Raw genomic sequence first — 17,758 nt, forward strand, 5'->3', positions numbered from 1 at the left:
ACCCTCCAAAGCGGACGGACGCCCCTCACACTACCGGGGGCGAGTTACGCCTCATCCTTGTGAAGTTCCGAGGGAAGGCGTCTGGTTAGGACATTACCGTTAAACGGAATCCTGACCAGGAGGAATCGGCATGCACGCGGAACCACGGCTGCGCAGGCGCGTCCTGTGCCGCGCCGCCGCTCTGCTGGTCGCCTCGACAATGACCTTGGCCGTCCCCGCCGGACAGGGACAGGCAGTGGGGCCCTTTCCGGCGAGAGTGCAAGTGTTCGTGGCTAACAGCGGCTCGGATAACGTCACCGCTTACGACACCCGGTTGGGACAGTCCAAAACTGTCCCGGCGGTGGGGGACACGCCTGTCGGCGTCGCGGTAAACCTCTATGGTGACCGCGTCTATGTCACCAACGAGGCGGCCGACACGCTGTCGGTGATCGACGCCAGAAACCTTGCCGTCGTCGCCACCATCCCGGTGGGCTCGCACCCCTTCGGCGTCGCCTCCAGACCCGTGTCGAACCGGGCCTACGTCGCCAACTTCGGCTCCAACACCGTCAGCGTCATCGACACCTCGACGCACACCCTGATGACGACGATCCCGGTCGGCCTGTTCCCGCACACGCCCGTGGTCGGGCACGGCGGCATCTGCGTTTACGTGACCAACAACGGCAGCAAGAGCGTCACGGTGATCGACACCAGGACGAACACCGTGGTCAACACCATCCCCGTCGGGCTGTACCCCTCGGGAATCGACCTGAACCCGAGCACCGGGCTCGGGTACGTGGCCAACACCGGCGACGACTCGGTCACCGTCATCAACACCTACACGGCCGCGGCGCTCGGGTCGATCCCGGTGGGGCAGGCCCCGCTCGGCGTGGCGATGGCCCCGTCCGGGATGGTCTACGTCGCCAACCAGATGTCCGACACGGTGTCGGTCATCGACACCAGGAGCCACTACGTCGTGGCCACCATCCCGGTCGGCGACCAGCCCGAGGGGGTGGCCGTGATGCCCGACGGCAGCTACGTCCTGGTGACCAACACCGGGTCGCACACCATGTCGATGATCGACCCGACCACCAACACCGTGGTCAACACGGTTCCGGTGGGCGTGAACCCCGAGGGCATCGCCGTCACCTCCTGATCCGGCTCAGGTGTCGGCGGCCGTGCCCAGTTCCAGCGCCAGGTGCAGGTCCACCTGGGCGGGGAGGGACGACAGGTCGCGGCCGGTTAGTTCTTCGACGCGGCCGATGCGGTAGCGCAGGGTGTTGACGTGGACGTGCAACTGCTCGGCCGCCTTCGTCCACGACCCCGAGCAGGCCAGGAACACCCGCAGCGTGCGCAGCAGGTCGGACTGGTGTTCGGCGTCGTAGTCGATGACCGGGCCCAGAACCCAGCGGCGGAAGGCGGCGCGCTGGTCGTCGGGGACCATGACCAGCAGGGTGTGGAAAGCGCCGAGGCGGGCGCCGTCCTGCACGCCCGCGCGGCAGCCGCGGCGCTCGGCCACCCGGCGGGCGTTGCGGGCCTGGTCGAGGGAGGTCGCCAAGCCCACGGGGCCGCCGATGCCGAGCGCGAACCGGATGTCGCCGAAACCGGGCTCCAGGAGTCGCATCAGGTCGACCAGTTCGTCCAGCACGCGGTCGCGGCGGTTGCGGTCGACGCCCCAGGCCGCGCGCACCTCCCCGGTCGGGTCGGCCGTGTCACCGAGCACGGAGACGACGCCCAGGGACGCGGCGAGTTCAGCCAGCACGGCGGCGGCGATCTCTGGTGTCGCGCGGTCGGCGGACGCGCTCACCGCGCACACGCCGTCCGGGTCGGTGAGACCGGCGGCGCGCAGGGTTTCCGGCGTCAGGTCGGACGGGGTGGGGAGCTGGGCGGACTGTTCGGTGGCCGCCGCGACCGCCAGGATGTCCATCAGGTGCCGCTGGTGCGAAGTCCACTCGGCCTGGTCGCCGGGGGTGGCGAGGAACCAGTCCAGCGCCCGGGTCCCGGTGACCGAGCCCTCCGCGACGGTGTGCGGCGGGTGCCCAGGGCCGCGCACGGTGACCGGTAGGCGTGTCGCGTCCAAGAAGCGGCGGGCAAGAAGCTGCCGTACGGCGATCGGTGGGACCGACGTAGTGCCCGCTACCACCCGCCCGGTAGGCGACAAGACCCACACGCCCGCGTCCAGCGCCGTCGACGCGTTGGCCAGCGCCGTGCCCAGGTCCGGGACACCCACGCCCGCGCGGGCGCGGACCCGGGCCGCGCCCAGCACCACGTACTCGGTCAGCGCCGCGAACGACACGTGCGCGGGCACCTCGAACAGCGGCACCCCGTGCCGCCTGCACGCCTGCACGACGTCGTCGGGGATCTCGTGGTGCTCGGCGGCGCCCGCGCCCAGCGCCGCGACCCCGGCGGCGGCCAGCGCGGCGACGAACGGCTCCGCCTGTCCCGGCTCGCGCCACCAGACCAGGCCGGTCAGCACCAGTTCACCGCCGGACAGGTAGCGGCTGGGGTCCAGCAGGTCGGTGGTGTAGACGTACCGGATCGGCCGGTCGGGATTCTCCGGCGGGACCAAGACGTCGAGGTCGAGGTCCGGGTGGTCCAGCAGCATCCGCAGGTTCACTAGTCCTCCACCGTGGTAGACCGGTTGGAGGAACCTACAAGAGACAGGCGGGGGCGGGGCTGTTCTTTTGTGGCTTTCGCCCGTGGCCGGTCTGTGCTAACCGGTGTCTTATTGGGGAGTGTCTGTGGCGGCTGTCTTATCGCTAGAGGTCGGTGATCTGCTGTCCTGTTGCGCGTCTAAGAGGTGGGCGACAGAGGTTGCCGCGCGCGGGCCTTTCCCCTCTGTCGACACGCTGGAACGCGTGTCCGCCGACGTCTTGGCCGATTTGGACTGGGCGGACGTGCGCGAGGCGATCGACGCCCACCCGCGCATCGGGGAGCGCGCGACCGGGACTGATCGGGAGGCCGCGTGGTCGCGCGCCGAGCAGTCCGCCGCGGCCACCGACGACGAGCGGGTGCAGGCCGAACTGGTCGAGGGCAACGTCCGGTACGAGGAGCGCTTCGGGCACGTGTTCCTCATCTGCGCCACCGGGTTGTCGGCTGGGGAGGTGCTGTCCGCGCTGCGGGCGCGGCTGGGCAACGACGAGGCCGCCGAGCGCGAGATCGTCCGCGCCGAACTCGCGAAGATCGTCGGACTGCGGCTGCGCAAGCTGGTGGGCCGATGACCGCGACCCTGTCCACGCACATCCTCGACACCAGCCGCGGCACGCCCGCCGCCGATGTCGCCGTCCGGCACGACGAGCGCCGCGACGGCCAGTGGCGCCCGGTCGGCCAGGCGCGGACCGACGACGACGGGCGGATCTCGGGGTGGACAGCGCAGCCCGGCGAGCACCGGTTCGTCTTCGACACCGGCGCCTACCTCGGCCCGGACGCGTTCTACCCGGAGGTCGTCGTCGCTTTCCGCGTCACCGACGGGCACTATCACGTCCCACTGCTGATCAGTCCGTTCGGCTACAGCACCTACCGGGGGAGTTGAGGTGACGGAGATCCAGCTTGGCGACAACCAGTACGGCAAGGCGGAGACGCGGCTCGTGCGGGTCGACCGCGGCGGCGACACGCACGTCGTCACCGACCTCAACGTGACCACCACGCTCGCCGGTGACCTCGCCGCCACGCACCTCACCGGCGACAACAGCGGCGTCCTGCCGACCGACACGCAGAAGAACACCGTCTACGCCTTCGCCCGCGACGGCGTCGGGCAGATCGAGGACTTCGCGCTGCGGCTGGCCCGCCACTTCGTGGACACCACGCCCACGGTCAGCCGGGCGCGGGTCGCGATCGAGCAGTACTCCTGGGACCGCATCCCGGCGACCGGCCACTCCTTCGCCCAGGCCGCGGGCACCCGGACGGCCACGGCCACCTACGACGGCGACAACGCGACCCTGGTGTCCGGGGTGGCGGACGTGACCGTCCTCAACACCACGGGCTCCGAGTTCCGCGGGTTCCGCCGCGACCAGTACACCTCGCTGCCTGAGACGGCCGACCGCATCCTCGCCACCGCCGTCACCGCGCGGTGGCGGCACCGCGACGCCGGGACCCGGGACTGGGCGGACTCGTTCGAGTGGGCCAGGGAGCGGCTGCTCACCGCGTTCGCCGACACCTACAGCAAGTCGCTGCAACAGACCCTGCACGCCATGGGCGAGCGCGTCCTCAGCGGCGACGAAGACCTGGTGGAGATCCGGTTGGCGCTGCCGAACAAGCACCACTTCCTGGTCGACCTGGCCCCGTTCGGTCTGGACAACCCGGGCGAGGTCTTCTTTGCCGCCGACCGACCGTACGGGCTAATCGAGGGCACGGTCTATCGCGCTGACGCGCCCGATCCCGGTCTTGCTTGGTGGTAGGAGAACCCATGGAGTTTCTGCGACCGGCCTCGCTTACCGAGGCGCTGGAAGCCAAGGCGGCCCACCCGGACGCCACGCCGATCGCGGGCGGGACGGACGTGATGGTGGAGTTGAACTTCGACAAGCGCCGCCCCAGCGCGCTGCTCGACCTGACCGGCGTCGCGGAACTGGCCGAGTGGGACACCGACGACGGCGCCGTCCGGCTCGGCGCGGGGGTTTCCTACAGCCGGATCATCGGCGAACTCGGCGGGCGGCTGCCCGGCCTCGCCATGGCCGCGCGCACGGTCGGGTCCCCGCAGATCCGCAACCGGGGCACGGTCGGCGGGAACCTGGGCTCGGCGTCCCCGGCCGGCGACGCGCACCCGCCGCTGCTGGCGGCGGGCGCGGTGGTCGAGGCGGCGTCGACCCGGGGGAGCAGGCGGATTCCGGCCGTCGAGTTCTTCCACGGGCCCAAGCGGTCCGCGCTCGCGGCGGACGAACTGGTCGTCGCGGTCCACCTGCCGGTGGCCACCGGACCGCAGCAGTTCGCCAAGGTCGGCACGCGCAACGCGATGGTGATCGCGGTGTGCTCGTTCAGCCTGGCGCTGCACCCGGAGACCGGCGCGGTCGGCACCGGGATCGGCTCGGCCGGGCCGACGCCGCTGCGGGCCGAGGACGCGCAACTGTTCGCCGCCGCCGAACTGGAAGGCCGGTGGGCCGCGCCGGGGCCGCTGCCCGACAGCGTGCTCCGCCGGTTCGGGGACCTGGTCGCGGCGGCGGCGAAACCGATAGACGACGTGCGCGGCACGGCGGAATACCGGCGGCACGCGCTGGCCGTGCTCGCCCGCCGCGCCCTCACCTGGGCCTGGGACGACTACCGGACGGGAAGCTGGTCGCGATGCGCGTGAACATCGAGGTCAACGGCGAACAGCGGGTCGCGGACACCGTGTGGGAAGGCGAAAGCCTGCTCTACGTGCTGCGCGAGCGGTTGGGGCTACCGGGCTCCAAGAACGCCTGCGAACAGGGTGAGTGCGGTTCGTGCACGGTCTATCTGGACGACGTCGCGGTCTGCGCCTGTCTTGTCGCGGCAGGACAAGCCGAGGGCCGGTCGGTCCGCACGGTCGAAGGGCTCGCCGATGGCGACCGGCTCGACCCGATGCAGCAGGCGTTCGTTGAGGCGGGCGCGGTGCAGTGCGGTTTCTGCACCCCCGGGCTGATCGTCGCCGCGCACGACCTGGTGCGCCGCGTTCCGCGCCCATCCGACCTGGAGATCCGCGAGGCACTGGCCGGGAACCTGTGCCGCTGCACGGGCTACGAGAAGATCCTCGACGCCGTGCGGCTCGCCGCGGAGCGGATGGGGGGCGCGGGATGAGGATCGTCATCGAGGGCGCGGCCATCGCCACGGTGGACGCCGCCGACACCGAGCACGCCGAGGGGCACCTGGTCGTCGCGGACGGGATCATCGAGTCGGTCGGCCCCGGTCCCGCGCCCGTGGACGTGCTTACCGACCGCCGGATAGACGGGCGCGGGTGCCTGCTTACCCCGGGCCTGGTTAACACCCACCACCACCTCTACCAGTGGGCCACGCGCGGCTACGCCCAGCAGTCCGACCTGTTCCACTGGCTGGTCGAGCTGTACCCGGTGTGGGCGCGGCTGGACGAGGACATCACCCGGGCCGCGGCCACGGCGGGGCTGTACCGGCTCGCCCGCACCGGGTGCACGACCGCGGCCGACCACCACTACGTCTTCCCCGAAGGCGGTGGGGACCTGCTCGGCGCGACGATCGACGCGGCTCGCGCGGTGGGGGTGCGGCTGCACGCGGTGCGCGGGTCGATGGACCGTGGGGAGTCGGCGGGCGGGTTGCCGCCGGATTCCCTGGTCGAGGACACCGATACCGCGCTCTCCGGCACCCAGGCAGCCATCGACCGCTGGCACGATCCCGACCGCGCGGCGTTCGTCCGGGTCGCCGTGGGGCCGTGCTCGCCGTTCTCGGTGACCTCCGAGCTGATGGCGGGCGCGGCGGACCTCGCCCGCGCGGCGGGCGTCCGGCTGCACACCCACCTCGCCGAGACGCTGGACGAGGAGAAGCAGTGCGTGGCCGAGTTCGGCCGCACCCCAGTCGAATACGTCGAGACGCTGGGCTGGCTCGGGCCGGACGTGTGGCTCGCGCACGGCGTGCACCTCTCCGACGACGCGGTCAGCGCCCTCGGGGCCACCCGGACCGGGGTCGCGCACTGCCCGACCTCCAACGCCCGGCTCGGCGCGGGCATCGCCCGGGTCGCCGACCTGGTGGCCGCGGGCGCCCCGGTCGGCCTGGGCGCGGACGGCGCGGCGTCCAACGAGGACGGCGGCCTCGGCGTCGAACTGCGGCAGGCGACCTACCTGGCCCGCCTGCGCGGCGGCGCCGCTGCCCTCGACGCCCGCGCCGCGCTGCGGCTGGCCACCATGGGCGGGGCCGCGTGCCTGGGCAGGCAGGACGAGCTGGGGTCGCTGGAGCCGGGGAAGCTCGCCGACGTCGCGCTGTGGCGGCTGACTGGGGTCGAGCACGCCGGGATCGCCGACCCGGTGGCCGCGCTGGTGTTCGGCGCCCTGCCGCCGCTGAAGCTGCTGCTGGCAGGCGGGCGACCGGTGATCGAGGACGACGAGTCGGTACGCGTAACCGAAACCGACGTCGCGCGCGACCTGGCGGCCGTTAGCGCTGTCTTGGCCAGGAAAGCGGGGATAACGCGATGACACGGTCATCCACCGACCGCACGGACACGACCGCCGGAATCGGCGGCAGCCCGATCCGCCCGGACGGCGCGCTCAAGGTCAAAGGCGAGTTCGCCTACTCGTCGGACCTGTGGGCCGAGGACATGCTGTGGGGCGCGACCCTGCGCAGCCCGCACCCCTACGCCCGGATCACCGCCGTGCGGATCGGGCGGGCCCTCGCGCTGCCCGGCGTCCACGCGGTCCTCACCCACGACGACGTGCCCGGCCGCAACCGGTTCGGCCTAGAGCACGCCGACCAGCCGGTGCTCGCCGAAGACATCGTGCGCTACCAGGGGGAGCCGGTCGCCGTCGTGGCCGCCGACCACCCGGAGACCGCGCGCCGCGCCGCCGCGCTGATCGAGGTCGACTACGACGTCCTCGACCCGATCACCGACCCGGAGACCGCGCTGGCCGAGGGCACACCCACGCTGCACCCGGACGGGAACCTGGTGCGCCACGTGCCGATTCGACGCGGCGACCCGGAGCCGACCGCGCCCGTCGTGGTCACCGGCGAATACACCGTGGGGATGCAGGACCAGGCGTTCCTCGGCCCCGAGTCCGGCATGGCCGTGCCCGCCGAGGACGGCGGGGTCGACCTCTATGTGGCGACCCAGTGGCTGCACGTCGACCAGCGGCAGATCGCCGAGTCGCTGGGGCTGCCGCAGGCGAAGGTGCGGATCACGCTGGCCGGAGTCGGCGGCGCGTTCGGGGCGCGCGAAGACCTGTCCATGCAGGTGCACGCGTGCATGCTGGCGTTGCACACCGGCAAGCCGGTCAAGTTCGTCTACGGCCGCGAAGAGTCGTTCTTCGGCCACGTCCACCGCCACCCCGCCGTGCTGCGGTACGAGCACGGCGCGACGGAGGACGGCAGGCTCGTCTACGTGCGCGCCCGCATCCTGCTCGACGGCGGCGCCTACGCCTCCAGCACCGGCGCGGTCGTCGGCAACGCCGCCACGCTCGGCGTCGGCCCGTACGAAGTGCCCAACGTGCACGTCGACGCCTACGGCCTCTACACCAACAACCCGCCGTGCGGGGCGATGCGCGGGTTCGGCGCGGTGCAGGCGTGCTTCGGCTACGAGTCGCAGATGGACAAGCTCGCCGCCGCGCTCGGCATGGACCCGGTGGACCTGCGCGTGCGCAACGCCGTCCGCGAGGGCTCCACGATGCCCACCGGCCAGGTGATCGACTCCGCCGCCCCGGTCGCCGAGCTGCTGCGGCTGGTGCGCGACAAGCCGCTGCCCGCGCCGGTCGCCGACCCGCGTGAGCTGCCCGGCGGGGTCGCCAACACCACGCGCGGCGAGGGCGTGCGGCGCGGCGTCGGGTACGGGGTGGGCATCAAGAACGTCGCGTTCTCCGAGGGCTTCGACGACTACTCCACCGCCCGCGTGCGGCTGGAGGTGATCGGCGGGGAGCCGGTCGTGTCCGTGCACACCGCCGCCGCCGAGGTGGGGCAGGGGCTGGTGACGCTGCAAGCCCAGATCGCGCGCACTGAACTCGGCGTGCACCAGGTGACTATCCTGCCCGCGGATACCGCTATCGGAAGTGCCGGATCAAGCTCCGCGTCCCGACAGAGCTATGTAACCGGCGGCGCGGTAAAAGCCGCCTGCGAGGCGGTCCGCGCGGAGGTGCTGGCGATCGCGGCGGACGTGCTCGGCTCGGGCGGCGAGCTTTACCTCAACGGCGGCAAGGTCATCGCGTCCACCGGCGAGGCCGTCGCCGACGTGGCCGCGCTGCTCGGGGACCGGGTGGTCGAGCACACCGTCGAGTGGCGGCACCGGCCGACCCAGCCGCTGGACCCGGTGACCGGGCAGGGCAACGCGCACGTCCAGTACGCCTTCGCCGCGCACCGGGCGGTGGTCGACGTCGACACCGACCTGGGTCTGGTGCGGGTCGTGGAACTGGCCTGCGCGCAAGACGTCGGCCGGGCGCTGAACCCGCAGGCCGTCGTCGGGCAGATCCAGGGCGGGTCGGCCCAGGGGCTCGGGCTCGCGGTGATGGAGGAAATCCAGGTCGTCGGCGGGAAGGTGGTCAACCCGTCGTTCACCGACTACCTGATCCCCACCATCGCGGACATGCCGCCGATGCCGATCGACGTGCTCGAACTCGCCGACCCGCACGCCCCCTACGGCCTGCGCGGAGTCGGGGAGCCGCCGACGATCTCGGCCACCCCGGCCATCGTCGCCGCCGTCCGCGCGGCGACCGGCGCGGCGCTGACCCGGATTCCGATACGGCCGGAGCACGTGGTGTTCACCACTACCCCAGCCGGTGGTGACTCTTCGTAGTGGTGCCGAGGGGCGATGTAACCCGTTTGGACGTCAGGGGTGGCCAGTAGCCTCAGCGGACCCTGTCCCCTCCCCTGAGGTGCCGTCCCCGTGACCGACTCTTCCAGTTGGGTGCCCGAAGGCGTGAACACCGCATTGCCGAGCGCCGCCCGCGTCTACGACTACCTCCTCGGCGGCGGACACAACTTCTCCGGCGACCGCGCGCTGGCCGAGAAGCTGGTGACCGTCGTCCCCGCCCGGGACATGGCCCGGCTCAACCGCGCCTTCCTCCGCCGCGCGGTGCTGCACCTGGTCGAGGCGGGCATCACCCAGTTCCTCGACCTCGGCTCCGGCATCCCGACCGTGGGCAACGTGCACGAGATCGCCCACTCGGCCGACCCGGACATCCGCGTGGTCTACGTCGACTACGAGCCGGTGGCGGTGGCGCACAGCGAACTGATGCTGGCCGACGTGCCGAACGCGACGATCCTGCAGGCCGACATGCGCGACCCGGACAAGATCCTGGGCTCCCCGCGCGTGCGCGGCCTGCTCGACCTGGACCAGCCGCTGGGGCTGCTCATGGTCGGCGTCGTGCAGTTCATCCCCGACGCGGACGACCCGTGGGCGCTGGCCGCCCGCTATCGCGACGCCCTCGCGTCCGGCAGTTACCTCGCACTGTCCGCGTTCACGTGGGACAACGCGCCAGCCGGGATGGCCGGGGCGGTCGAGGTGTTCAAAAACAGCCAAGACCCGATCTTCCCGCGCACCCACGCGGAGATCATGCGGATGTTCGACGGCTTCGACCTCGTCGACCCCGGGCTCGTCTACACCCCGCAGTGGCGGCCGGAGCGGCCAGAAGACGTCGGAGACAACGCCGAACGCTCGAATCTCTACGCGGGCGTGGCCCGGAAACCGTGAAGGCCACCTGATCGGAGTAGAAGGGCTCCGCGAGAGGTGGATCATCGGGGTAGCGCTCAGTGCCGAAGCGGGTGCAGAGTGGTACTCCCTTTCCTGGAGCACCGATCGCACCGACAAGGACACTCGATGACGTGCCGTCCGGACGGTCCGCATGGACCGCGCTGAACTGGCCAACAGATGCACTGAACTGGCCAAAAGATGGGCCGCGGCGCTGACCCAGATGGTCTACGTGCCGCGGTCGCGCGACGCCATCGAACGCGACCTCGCCGACCTGCTCGGCACCATCGCGGGCTGCCTGCGCGCGGACGTCGACCCCGAATCCGCCGCCGTGGTGGGCAAACGGCTTGTCGAGGCGGGCTTCCACAACCCGGTCTGCGTGCGCGCCTCCATCGACCTGCTCGCGCCCGAGCTGACCCAGCTCGCCGAGCGGTCCGAAGTGGACGGTTTGGTGCAATCGTCGCTGCTGCCGGTGTTCGCCGCCATCGCGGCCGGATTCGCCGAAGCCACCCGGGACCGGCTGTTCTTCGAGCAGGAAGATTTGCGCAGCGCCCTGGTGCGCGCCAAGGAAAACGTCGAACGCGACCTGCGGGCCAGCGAAGCGCGCTTCAGCGAGGTGTTCGCGACCTCCTCGCTGGGCATGGTGATCAGCGACCCCGGTGGCGGCGTCGCCCGCGCTAACGAAGCGCTCGAAGACATGCTCGGCCACGAGCCAGGCACCCTGTTCCGCAAACGCCTCGAAGACCTGTTCCACGCCGACGAACGCGACTACCTGCGGTCCCGCTACAGCGAACTGCTCGCCGCCACCGGCCGGGACCAACTGCACGAGCGCACCCGCTTCGTCCGCGCCGACGGCGAAACCGTGTGGGTGCGGATCGCGGTCTCGGTGCTGCGCGACCGCGACGGCCAGCCCGACCACCACGTGACCATGGTCCAGGACATCTCCGACCTGCACCTGCTCGAACACCAGATCAGCCACCAGGGCACGCACGACCCGCTCACCGGGCTGCGGAACCGGCAGTCGTTCGTCACCAGACTCGAAGAGGCGCTCGGCGCTGGCGCGGACCTGTCGGTGTTCCACCTCGGACTGGACGACTTCGCCGTCGTCAACGACGGCATCGGCCGTGAAGCGGGCGACCACCTGCTGCGCCACGTCGCCGCCTGCCTGTCCATGGTCGCCACCGCGCACGCCGCCGCCGACCACCCCGGCGTCGTCGCCCGAGTCGCGGGCGACGAGTTCGCCATCCTGCTGCACCACGGCCCCGACACCGACATCGGCGCGATCGCCACCGAAATCAACGACGTGCTGTCCGAACCCACCTACGTCGGCGGCGACGGCATCGCGGCGTCCGCGACCATCGCCGTGGTCCGGCTCCCCGCGCCCGACACCGAACCCGGCGACCTGCTACGCGCCACCGACATCGCGGTCAGAAGACTCAAAGCCGCGGGCCGCCGCCAATGGTGCCTGGTCGACCCGGAGCAGAACCGCCGCTTCCGCGAGCACTACCGGCTGGCCGCGTCCATCCCCGGCGCCTGGGAGAACGGCGAACTCGACGTCCAGTTCGAGCCGGTAGTGCTGACCGACCGCCAGGAAACCTCGGCGGCGCGGGCACTGCTGCGCTGGACGCACCCCACCCAAGGCATGATCGACAACCGCCGCTGCCACGAAGTCCTGCTCGACACCGGCCTCGGCGTGCCCCTGGGCCACTGGCTGCTGCACCACGCCGCCGAACGCCTCGTCACCCTCCGCGAACACACCGGCGCCGCACCCCGCCTCTACGTCGAACTGACCCCCGAACAATCCGGCGACCCAGACCTGATCGCGGCGGTCCGGCGGGCACTGCGCGAATCCGGGCTAGACCCTCAGGAAATGGAAATCGGCATGCCCGTCGAATCGCTGTGCATGGCGGACGGCCAAGCCGAAGACAACCTCGGCGTGCTCGTGGACCTCGGCGTCCACTCCGTCCTGACCGGCTTCGGCCGCACCCGCGGCGACCTGGCCTGCGTCGAGGACCTGCCGATCCAGACGGTGCGGATGGCTGACCTGGTCGTGGCCCGGTTGGTGGACCCACGGCCGGAGGCCCTGTTCACCCGGGCGATCCGGGATTTGGTGCCGATGGTGCGGGAGACGGGGGTGTCGGTGATGGTCGCGGGGCTGGAGACTTCGGCGCAGGTGGAGTGGTGGACTGAGGCGGGCGCCGACCGCGCGTCTGGGCCGGTGTTCGGGGAGTTTCCCGCGGTGTGAACGGGCCTTTGGGGCCGTGCGAAGGAGATTTCGGCGTGGGGCCTACGACCCAGGCGGGTTCGGGGGTCTTTCTTCTATCGGGTGTTCGGCGGGGGCGCGGTTGACCGGAGGGCGGGTGCTCTTTGCCCCGCCGAGCCCCGATAGGGGCGGGCTTGGTGGGGATTGCCGCCCCACCTTGTCGCACCTGGCAGGTCAGGGAGAGGTGCCGCAGGCACCGAAATCGGCGTATCCACTACGCCACGGCGCGGCCTTCCCCCACGGCCTCCGTGCACGTGCCGGTCGCCCCCACCACCCAGGCGACATGACACGCGTCTCCGGGAACACGCGTGACCTGCCGATCACTCTTCGGTCGCTTCGTCGCTGGCGACAATCTCTCGCCGGTATTCGATGTAGTCGCGGGTGGTGAGGGTGTGGGGGTGGTCGGGTCCCAGTACCCGGGAATAATCGGTGAGTAGCGCTTCGAATTCGGCCAATGCGCCTGCGACGTCACCGGATTCCCCGCGCCATGAGGCGATGTTGTTGCGGGTGGTGAGGGTGTGGGGGTGGTCGGGTCCCAGCACTCGGGATCGGTCGGTGAGCAGTGCTTCGAATTCGGCCAATGCGCCTGCGACGTCACCGGATTCCCCGCGCCAGAAGGCGATGTTGTTGCGGGTGGTGAGGGTGTCGGGGTGGTCGGGTCCCAGCACCCGGGAACAGTCGGTGAGTAGCGCTTCGAATTCGGCCAATGCGCCTGCGACGTCACCGGATTCCCCGCGCCATGAGGCGATGTTGCCACGGGTGGTGAGGGTGTGGGGGTGGTCGGGTCCCAGCACCCGGGAATAATCGGTGAGCAGTGCTTCGAATTCGGCCAATGCGCCTGCGACGTCACCGGATTCCCCGCGCCATGAGGCGATGTTGTTGCGGGTGGTGAGGGTGTCGGGGTGGTCGGGTCCCAGCACCCGGGAACAGTCGGTGGGCAGTGCTTCGAATTCGGCTAATGCGCCTGCCGGGTCACCGGATTCCCCGCGCCAGAAGGCGATGTTGCTACGGGTGGTCAGGGTGTCGGGGTGGTCGGAGCTGAGGTGGGTGGTGGCGGTGGTGTGCAGGGCCTGGAAGTGTTCGAGTGCTGCGGTGACTTGGCCTGCCTCGCCCAGGCTGCGGCCTGTGCGGAAGAGCACCAGATGGCAGCGGGGTTCCCAGAGGTGGGTGCCCGCGACGTCGGTGAGTGCGGCTGTGTTGGCGCGCAACGTGTTCGCCAGGGTGGTGTCGTTTTCGATGTCTGGCCAGGCGTGGAGCAGGGCCTCGGCGGCGACGTGGGCGAGCACTGGGTGGCGGTCGTCAGTTGTTTGTTCGCGGGTGGCGCGTTGGACAAGGGCGTGCACGTGCACGTCGCCCGCTTCTGCGTTGAGGGTGATCAGGTTGAGGCGGTGCAGGCAGCTCAGCGCGTCCCGCGCGCGTTCGGCGTCCACCTGTTCTCCCGTGCCGGTGGAGAGGTAGTCCAGCACGGGGGGTGCGGTGAGCACGTCGAGGGGGATGCCGTTGGGGGCCAGCATCGCCGCCACCTGCAGCAGCGGTCTGGCCAGGCCAACCGGTTCCAACCAGTCGGCTAGTTCGACGGACATCGACCAGGTGGTCGCCACCGTGTCCCGCCGTCCGTCCGGTAAACCGTCTGCCTCGGGAAACAACGACACCAGGCGGCGTTTACGGTCGGAGAACCGCCGCACGTACTCGGCGCAGGTGATCAGCCGGTCGCTGATGTAGGCGGCGGCTTGGCCCAGGGCCAACGGCAGATGCCCCAACTGGGTCGCCAACTCCGGTGCCCCGGTCAGCAGGTGCCGGTCACCGGCCAACACCTTTTCCAGATACGCCGCGGACTCGGCCTCGGTGAACACCCCTACGGGCACCGACCGGCTGCCCTGCGTCCGCACCGCCGCGTCCAGCCGCCGCGTGGTCACCACCACCTGACCCGTCGCGGTCACCGGCGGCCACAAACCGACCAGGTCTGCCGGTGAACGCACGTCATCGAGCACCAGCAGCCACCGCGTCCGGGTCGTTCCCAACCACTGCACCAGCCGTCGCGCCGCGGCGTCCGGGTCCGTCACGACCGTTTCGGTCAGCTCCCCCAACAGACGCGCGTACTCGGAGATCACGTGCTCCCGCGACCCGGCCGTCACCCACGCCACCAACTCCACCGCACCGGCCCGCCACACCCGATCGGCGTGACCGGCCGCAAGCTGGGTCTTGCCCACCCCGCCCATGCCCGTCAACACCACCGGGCCCCCGGCGGACAACTCCGCCTCCGCGGCCCGCTCCTGAAAACCGCTCGCCCGCACCGGGAAATCCCCGAACCACAACCGCTCCCGCACCGCGAAACCCGTGGCGCCGTGGAAATGGACACCGCCGTGCACGTCCCGAGCCTGCATCACCTGCCCCGGCACATCACCGGCCACCGAGTTCCCCACCCCGGCGCCGCCCTGCCCCGCGACCACGTCCTCGCCCATTCCCTCATGATCGCCCCCGACACCCCGAACCGATACACCCGCATACCTCTACCGGCCGAGGGCAAGCCACAGCAGCGGTCGACTTGAGCCAGAACGGAGCACACGCGACTGCAGAAGAAGCGCGCATGTCCTGTCTATGGCTTGCGATCATCGGAAGCTCAGTGGCCGTGCCAGGTTTGCTGGAACCGGCGGGGCGGCGCGAACCAGGCAGCGGAAACAGCTCGACGGCCCCCCGGTTGATCCGGAAGGCCGTCGGGTTTGTGGGCGCCTCAGGCGGCGACGGCGAACGAGGCCAGCGCGGCGGCCCCCGCCACCGTGAGTCTCGCGGGCACCAGCTGGCCGAACCGGCCCTGGTCGCCGGTGATCAGACCGTCGTGGGTGAGGGTGTGCGCGGCGAACTGGTCGCAGCACGGCACGCCATCGATGTAGAGGTCGGGCTCGCTGCCGCAGCTGATCTGCGCGCGCCCCGCGTCGACGGCGCGGAGCATCGCCAGGACGCGATAGTTCAGTTCGTACGGTGTGCTGGTGGCCTTCATGGTTCCCCCTGTTGTGGAGTCTCTTCCTGCTCATTGGGTCCATCGGAGTGCGACCCCGGACACGTTACAAAGCGTGACTTTTGGGCGGGTAAAACCCCGCTGAATTCCGCCCCCGACCCCCGAATGGGTAGCGGCCCCCGCCGCGTGCTCATCCCGGTGAACCGGCTGTGACCTGCTGAAACGCCGCTCTCATTCACCGTCAACCCCTCCTTGGTGTCTACCAGGAGGAGGCGGCCCAGCGCATCCCAGATACCGGAACGTCGCCGCATTCACCCCGACGGGTCACCCCAAACGGTGGTGTCGCGTGGTGGTTCTTTCGGCTACCGCTGGCGGCGGTCGTGCCTGCTCGCCAGCCCGTACAGAATCCGCTGCATCACGTCGGGGTCGGCCTCCACCGGCTCCCGCGCCGCCTCGATCGCCGCGGCCTGCGACGGCCGCCGCTGCCGCCGCGGCAACGGCACGGCCGAAGCCTCCATGCCCCCGGGCAGCGGCAGGCTCGCCCACAACAGGCACCGCCCCGCCCCGAGATCCACCACCCCGGTGTGCCCTCCCGGCGGAGCCGCTGGCGCGAACACCTCCCGCGGCGACTCGATCTCCATGATCAGGTCGCCCCCGGACAGCCGCACCCGCGCGATCATCATCCCCGGCCCCGCCGGATCAGCCGCGGCCACGACAGCCTCCGCCATCGCCCGCGCCACCGCGGAAGCCACCTCCCGCATCGGCCGCAACGCCCACTCGGTCAGCGAGAACCGCACGAACATCTCCGTGCACCCCACCGCGCTGGGCAGGGCGACCAACTGGAGGTCATCCATCTGTTCGGTCCGGTCGTTCATGGGTACTTCCTTCCCGCTGCCGCCCGCGCGTGCGCAGATGGTGCCATGTCACCCGACAGTGGTGACACCCGAGGTCTACCCTCTTACTCCTTGTATACGACCGGACCGAACAAGTCACCCTCTGCGTCCTCGAAAGTGTCTCGTCGGGTCCCTCGATGGTGTAGTTCTGACTCTCGTGCACGCTTTTGCTGACGACGGCCGCGAACTGATCGCCGAGTTTGCCTTCGAGCGGGAGGGCGATCACCTCGCCCTCGTGCTGGAGAGCGCGGGAGGGAAGGTCAAAGGAAGCCCGCACGCCCGCAACAAGGACTACGTCGAGACGCTGCGGCTGCTGATCAGCCGCCTCGCCGGGCTGCGGGCGGTGATCACCTCAGCGGTGGTCGACTCACGGCAGGTGCACAAGATGGGCCTGACCGAGAGCGAGCGCGCCCTGATCACTAAGCCGATAGTGCTCCACCCGACCATCAATGCCGAGGACGTGCGTAAGCAGTTGACCAGCCCGCAAAGCAAGGTGGGGCGAGCGGCAGGGGCGACCGGCGACAGCAACAACAGCAAACGCATCCGGATTCGGTTGCAGGTGCCTGGCTACGGGCCGCACGAGGCGGCCGAGTTGGCTGCCGTGGTGGCGAACCCGCGAGTGGGGCCCGATGTCCGCGAGGTTCTCGATTCGCTGGAGGGGGCGGCCATCGGGGGCGACGACCTCCTGCTCAAGGTCGACGGCACGCTGGTGCTGATCGCCCCCGAGGACTCAGCGGCCGCAGAGCCAGTGCCCATCGCGCAGGTGCAGGCGGGCTTCGACCGGCTGTGGCAGCAGGGGACCGTTGCGCTTTCCGAGTTGGGGGACGACGGGGACCTTGTCGGCAGGGTGCTGGCGCGGCTGCCCGATGCGGCGCTGGTCGGCTCGACGGTCGTCCTCGACCACGGCACGGAGGAAAGCCGGAGCAAGGACAAGAGCTACGCGGTGCTCGACCGCGCCACCGAGGTCAAATACCGGGTGGAGCAGGCGGATCTGCGGGCGCGGCTGGTCGGGGCGAAGAAAGTCGCGGCGTGCGCGCTGTGCGGGGACGAGTTCCCGGTGCGGTTTCTGGTGGCCGCGCACATCAAGCAGCGGGCCGCGTGCGACGACGACGAGCGGCGGGACCTGACCAACGTGGCCATGCTCGCCTGCTCGTTCGGGTGCGACGCGCTGTTCGAGCGTGGCGTGGTGACGGTGGGGGCGGACGGGGGCATCGTGGTTTCGGAGTCCGGGGCTGGCGGGACTCGGTTCGGCGATCACCTGGCGTTGCTGCGCGGCAAACGGTGCGGGGCGCACCGGGCGGAGACCGAGCGGTACTTCACCTGGCACCGGGAGCGGTGGGCGGCGCGCTCCTGACGCGCCGACGCTG

Annotated in this window: 15 protein-coding genes; 11 read left to right on the forward strand and 4 right to left on the reverse strand. The window is 70.8% G+C overall.

The window, feature by feature from the left end; all coding sequences use genetic code 11:
• The first annotated feature begins 130 nt into the window (after positions 1-130).
• Positions 131-1,132, forward strand: coding sequence for a YVTN family beta-propeller repeat protein (locus tag ACZ6SD_RS04735; RefSeq protein ID WP_465315544.1), 1,002 nt, complete (start codon positions 131-133; stop codon positions 1,130-1,132).
• Between the two features lie 6 nt (positions 1,133-1,138).
• Here ACZ6SD_RS04735 and ACZ6SD_RS04740 read toward each other — a convergent pair whose 3' ends face one another.
• Positions 1,139-2,593, reverse strand: a complete 1,455-nt coding sequence (locus ACZ6SD_RS04740; protein WP_465315545.1) for a helix-turn-helix domain-containing protein — start codon at positions 2,591-2,593, stop codon at positions 1,139-1,141.
• A gap of 124 nt (positions 2,594-2,717) precedes the next feature.
• Here ACZ6SD_RS04740 and uraD point away from each other — a divergent pair, with 124 nt between their 5' ends.
• From uraD to ACZ6SD_RS04785, 9 genes are all read left to right on the forward strand, one after another.
• Positions 2,718-3,197, forward strand: a complete 480-nt coding sequence (gene uraD / locus ACZ6SD_RS04745; protein WP_465315546.1) for a 2-oxo-4-hydroxy-4-carboxy-5-ureidoimidazoline decarboxylase — start codon at positions 2,718-2,720, stop codon at positions 3,195-3,197.
• Positions 3,194-3,508: a hydroxyisourate hydrolase gene (gene uraH / locus ACZ6SD_RS04750; RefSeq protein ID WP_465315547.1), complete on the forward strand. Its 315-nt coding sequence runs from the start codon at positions 3,194-3,196 to the stop codon at positions 3,506-3,508. Before uraD ends, uraH begins: the two co-directional genes overlap by 4 nt.
• Position 3,509: 1 nt before the next feature.
• Positions 3,510-4,373, forward strand: a complete 864-nt coding sequence (gene pucL / locus ACZ6SD_RS04755) for a factor-independent urate hydroxylase (RefSeq protein ID WP_465315548.1) — start codon at positions 3,510-3,512, stop codon at positions 4,371-4,373.
• An 8-nt stretch (positions 4,374-4,381) separates the two neighbouring features.
• Complete coding sequence (locus ACZ6SD_RS04760) at positions 4,382-5,260, forward strand: FAD binding domain-containing protein (protein WP_465315549.1); 879 nt, start codon at positions 4,382-4,384, stop codon at positions 5,258-5,260.
• Complete coding sequence (locus ACZ6SD_RS04765) at positions 5,251-5,724, forward strand: (2Fe-2S)-binding protein (RefSeq protein WP_465315550.1); 474 nt, start codon at positions 5,251-5,253, stop codon at positions 5,722-5,724. The genes ACZ6SD_RS04760 and ACZ6SD_RS04765 overlap by 10 nt, the downstream gene beginning before the upstream one ends.
• A complete protein-coding gene (locus ACZ6SD_RS04770; protein WP_465315551.1) occupies positions 5,721-7,085 on the forward strand; it encodes an 8-oxoguanine deaminase in 1,365 nt (454 codons plus the stop codon). Before ACZ6SD_RS04765 ends, ACZ6SD_RS04770 begins: the two co-directional genes overlap by 4 nt.
• The gene (gene pucD / locus ACZ6SD_RS04775) at positions 7,082-9,385 is read left to right on the forward strand and encodes a xanthine dehydrogenase subunit D (protein WP_465315552.1); all 2,304 of its coding nucleotides are present in this window, start codon (positions 7,082-7,084) and stop codon (positions 9,383-9,385) included. Before ACZ6SD_RS04770 ends, pucD begins: the two co-directional genes overlap by 4 nt.
• 90 nt (positions 9,386-9,475) lie before the next feature.
• Complete coding sequence (locus tag ACZ6SD_RS04780) at positions 9,476-10,282, forward strand: SAM-dependent methyltransferase (RefSeq protein ID WP_465315553.1); 807 nt, start codon at positions 9,476-9,478, stop codon at positions 10,280-10,282.
• Between the two features lie 151 nt (positions 10,283-10,433).
• On the forward strand, positions 10,434-12,524 hold the full coding sequence (locus ACZ6SD_RS04785; RefSeq protein ID WP_465315554.1) for an EAL domain-containing protein: 2,091 nt from the start codon (positions 10,434-10,436) through the stop codon (positions 12,522-12,524).
• A gap of 338 nt (positions 12,525-12,862) precedes the next feature.
• Here ACZ6SD_RS04785 and ACZ6SD_RS04790 read toward each other — a convergent pair whose 3' ends face one another.
• The 3 genes from ACZ6SD_RS04790 to ACZ6SD_RS04800 form a co-directional block, all read right to left on the reverse strand.
• Positions 12,863-15,004 carry a tetratricopeptide repeat protein gene (locus tag ACZ6SD_RS04790; RefSeq protein ID WP_465315555.1) on the reverse strand — a complete coding sequence of 714 codons (2,142 nt, stop codon included), beginning with the start codon at positions 15,002-15,004 and terminating at the stop codon, positions 12,863-12,865.
• Positions 15,005-15,273: 269 nt separating this feature from the next.
• A complete protein-coding gene (locus ACZ6SD_RS04795; RefSeq protein WP_091448861.1) occupies positions 15,274-15,540 on the reverse strand; it encodes a hypothetical protein in 267 nt (88 codons plus the stop codon).
• Between the two features lie 320 nt (positions 15,541-15,860).
• Positions 15,861-16,373, reverse strand: coding sequence for an ATP-binding protein (locus ACZ6SD_RS04800; protein WP_465315556.1), 513 nt, complete (start codon positions 16,371-16,373; stop codon positions 15,861-15,863).
• 175 nt (positions 16,374-16,548) lie between these two features.
• Here ACZ6SD_RS04800 and ACZ6SD_RS04805 point away from each other — a divergent pair, with 175 nt between their 5' ends.
• Positions 16,549-17,745 (forward strand): hypothetical protein, encoded by a 1,197-nt coding sequence (locus ACZ6SD_RS04805; RefSeq protein WP_465315557.1) that lies wholly within the window; start codon positions 16,549-16,551, stop codon positions 17,743-17,745.
• The last annotated feature ends 13 nt before the right edge of the window (positions 17,746-17,758 follow it).

Source organism: Actinokineospora sp. NPDC051303 (genome assembly GCF_055586285.1).